Annotated in this window: 3 protein-coding genes; 1 reads left to right on the forward strand and 2 read right to left on the reverse strand. The window is 75.1% G+C overall.

Going from position 1 to position 3,370, the window contains the following annotated elements; genetic code table 11:
• On the forward strand, nucleotides 1-564 hold a 564-nt coding region (locus ACFV6I_RS36615; protein WP_380430306.1), incomplete at its 5' end, for a putative protein N(5)-glutamine methyltransferase.
• 87 nt (nucleotides 565-651) lie between these two features.
• Here the strand turns inward: ACFV6I_RS36615 and ACFV6I_RS36620 are convergent.
• On the reverse strand, nucleotides 652-1,998 hold the full coding sequence (locus ACFV6I_RS36620) for an MFS transporter (protein WP_380430309.1): 1,347 nt from the start codon (nucleotides 1,996-1,998) through the stop codon (nucleotides 652-654).
• A complete protein-coding gene (locus tag ACFV6I_RS36625) occupies nucleotides 1,991-3,190 on the reverse strand; it encodes a cytochrome P450 (protein ID WP_380430311.1) in 1,200 nt (399 codons plus the stop codon). The genes ACFV6I_RS36620 and ACFV6I_RS36625 overlap by 8 nt, the downstream gene beginning before the upstream one ends.
• Between the last annotated feature and the right edge of the window lie 180 nt (nucleotides 3,191-3,370).

Here is a 3,370-nt window from a genome sequence, read left to right on the forward strand (position 1 = left end):
GGCCCGCGCCGCCGCTGCTTTATCCTGGCCCCACCGGCCCCCGCTCACACGGGCCTGGGCGCGGTGCGGGTCGCCCTGTGGTGGGGCCGCGGGGCCCTCGGCGGGGCCGTGGCGGCCGCCGCCGCGCACCCGGTCGAGCTCTACGCGGCCGACGTCGACCCGGTCGCCGTCCGCTGTGCCCGCCGCAACCTCACCGGGCCCGGGGCACCGGTCTTCGAGGGCGACCTGTTCGTCGCGCTGCCCGCCGCCCTGCGCGGCCGGATCGACGTCCTGCTCGCCAACGTCCCGTACGTCCCCAGCGCCGACATCGCGCTGCTGCCGCCGGAGGCCCGGCTGCACGAGGCCCGGCCGGCGCTGGACGGCGGCGCCGACGGTCTGGACGTGCTGCGCCGGGTGGCCGTCGAGGCGCCGCACTGGCTGGCCCCGGGCGGGTCGCTGCTGTTCGAGACCAGCGAACGGCAGACCCCGACGGCCCTGGCCGTCGCCCGCGCGGCCGGCCTCGACGCCGCCGACGCCTGGTGCGAGGACCTGGACGCGACGGTCGTCACCGCGACCCTGCGCTGACGGGGCCGCCGCCCGGACCCGCCTCGGGTCCCGCCTCCCGCCCCCGCCTGCCGGTGGCGGGAGCGGGCCCGGCGGTCGGCTGGGCGCTCACAGCTCGCGGATCTCACGCCTGGTCAGCGCGTACCCGAACGCGCCCGTCAGGCAGAGCCCGGTCGTCGCGAACACCCCTTGACTCCCGAACGCGTCCACCGCCGCGCCGGCCGCGATCACCGAGATCGGGAAGACTCCCAGCGCGCAGAAGGTGACGGCCGCCATGACCCGGGCCAGCAAGGCGGGCGGGGTGCTCTTCTGCACGCCGGTGACGACCAGGACGTTGGTCACCGTGCTGGCGCCGCCGGCCACGCAGAGCAGCAGCACGGCGCCGACGAGGCCGACGAACGGCACCAGGCCGATCGCCACACCCATCACCAGTCCGGAGAGCATCGCCGTGCGGCCCCGCGAGCGGACCTCGGTGAGGCCGGCCGCGAACAGGCCGCCGACCAGCGCACCGCCGGTGAACGCGGCCAGCAGCAGGCCCAGCCCGACGGCGCCGGCGTCGAAGCCGTGGGTGGCCAGGGTCGGCAGGGCGACGCGGGTGGCGCCGCCCACCGTCAGGTTCGCGATCACCGTCACCGTCAGCACCGCGCGCAGCAACGGCGATTCCCGCAGCAGGCGCCGGAAGTTCTTCGGCACGGAGGCGCGTTCGGAGATCGGGCTGGGTGCTGCGACGAGGCTGCCGCGACCGATCAGCAGCAGCGTCGCCGCCGACACGGCGAAGGTCGCCGCATCCAGGCCCAGGGCGGCGGCCGGGTTCAGCCAGGCGACCAGCGGGCCGGCCAGCGCCGGACCGAGCAGACCGGCGCCGAAGGTGACCGTACTGTTCAGTGCATTGCCTGCGTGCAGGTCCTCGGCGGGCAGCAGGGTCGGGGTGATCGCCCAGGCGGCCGGCAGGAACACCCCTGCTCCGACGCCGACCAGCAGCGCGAGCCCGCCGATCAGCCAGAAGTTCGCCGCCCCGCCGGCGGCGATCGCGCACAGCCCGGCGGTGGCGAGCAGCCGGCCGAGGTCGGCGGCCAGCATCACCCGCCGGGCGCCGAACCGGTCGGCGAGCATCCCGCCGAGCGGGGTGGCGGCCAGCCGTCCCGCGCCGTAGGCGGCGACCACCAGGCTCAGCTGGCGGGCGCCTCCGGCGAGGGAGTAGACCAGCAGCGGCAGGGCGACCACCTGGAACGCGTTGCCGAACTCCGAGGTGCCCTGCCCGATCACCAGCAGCCGGAAGCCCCGCGCGCGCAGGGGCGCGACGCTGATCCGGGGGCGGAACCGCAGCAGCCCCGCCGCGCTGCGCGCTCCTGCGCCGCCTGCTCCTGTGCTGCCCGTCCCTGCGTCGCCCGTCCCTGCGTCGCCCGTCCCCGCGCTGTCCGTCCCCGTGTCGCTTGCTCCCGCGCCGCTAGCCATCGAGCGAGACCGGCAGCGACTCCAGGCCGCGCAGCATGATCGTGTTGCGCCAGGGCAGGGTCTCCTCCGCGGCGGCCAGCTCGATCCGCCCGAAGCGCTCCAGCAGGCCGGTCAGCGCGACCTCGCTCTCCAGCTTGCCGAGGAAGGAGCCGAGGCACCGGTGCAGGCCCTGCCCGAAGGCCAGGTGGCCCGGATCGCCCCGGTCCAGGATCAGCCGGTCGGGATCGGTGAAGCGGGCCGGGTCCCGGTTGGCCGCGCCGAGCGAGAGCAGCACCAGTTCGTCCGCCGGGATCTCCACGTCGTCGACCATCACGTCGGCGTTCGTGAACCGCAGCGTGGCCATGCTCACCGGAGACTCGTAGCGCAGGAACTCGTCGATCGCGACCGGCATCGCCGCCGGGTTGGCGCGCAACCAGGCGAGCTGGTCGGGGTGGTGGAGCAGCGCCAGGGTGGCGGTGCCGAGCAGGTTGACGGTGGTCTCGTGGCCGCCGATCAGCAGCAGGAAGACCATCGAGAACACCTCCCGCTCGGTGAGTTCACCGGCGTCACAGGCCTGTACCAGGTCGGTCAGGATGTCCGTGCTCGGCGACGCCCGCCGGGCCGTCATCAACTCGCGCAGGTAGTCGTTCAGTTCGGCGGTGGCCTGGTCGAAGGTCATGTCGCCGCCCTGGGTGAGGATCGCCGTCGACCAGGTGCGGAAGGCCTGCATGTCCTCCGGGGGGAAGCCCAGCAGCTCACAGATGATCATGATCGGCAGCGGGAAGGCGAAGTCCGTCACCAGGTCGGCGGTCTCCCGCCCGCGCAGCCCGTCCAGCAGGCCGTCGGCGATGCGCTCGACCAGCGGCCGCATCAGGTCGACCCGCCGGCGGGTGAAGACGCCCTGGATCAGCCGTCGCAACCGGGTGTGGTCCGGCGGGTCGCTGTTGAGCATGTGGACCACCTCCGAACCGAGCGTCAGGCTGGAGCCCCGCCCGCTCGCGATGGCCTGGCTGCGGCGGACGTCCTGCCCGAAGCGCGGGTCCATCAGCGCGGCCCGGACGTCCTGGTAGCGCGTCACCAGGTAGACCGGCAGGCCCTCGCCGAACTCCACGACGGAGACCGCGCCGGCCTCGCGGATCCGGGCGAGCGTGGGGTAGGGGTCGCGGATGAAGGCGGACATCCGCGCGGCGGCGTCGTCGACCGCGGTGGTCATGGATCACTCCTCGGGCTCGAACTCCGGCAACTACACGGTCAGCGACGGGAAGGGCCAGCGGCGCACCCGCATGGGCAGGAACCAGGCGCGGGGGGCCCGGGTGGGGGTTAGGGCCGGCGCCGCGGAGTGCGGGGGGGGCGCGGGCCGCGCGCGGCCGCCCCCGACCCCCCCCGCCCCCGC

Origin of the sequence: Kitasatospora sp. NPDC059803 (assembly GCF_042732255.1) — a bacterium.
Classification (GTDB): Bacteria; Actinomycetota; Actinomycetes; order Streptomycetales; family Streptomycetaceae; genus Kitasatospora.

Excerpts from the sequence above, each read along its gene's own strand:
- ACFV6I_RS36620 (WP_380430309.1), bottom strand. The coding sequence starts at position 1,998 with ATGGCTAGCGGCGCGGGAGCAAGCGACACGGGGACGGACAGCGCGGGG.
- ACFV6I_RS36625 (WP_380430311.1), bottom strand. The coding sequence starts at position 3,190 with ATGACCACCGCGGTCGACGACGCCGCCGCGCGGATGTCCGCCTTCATC.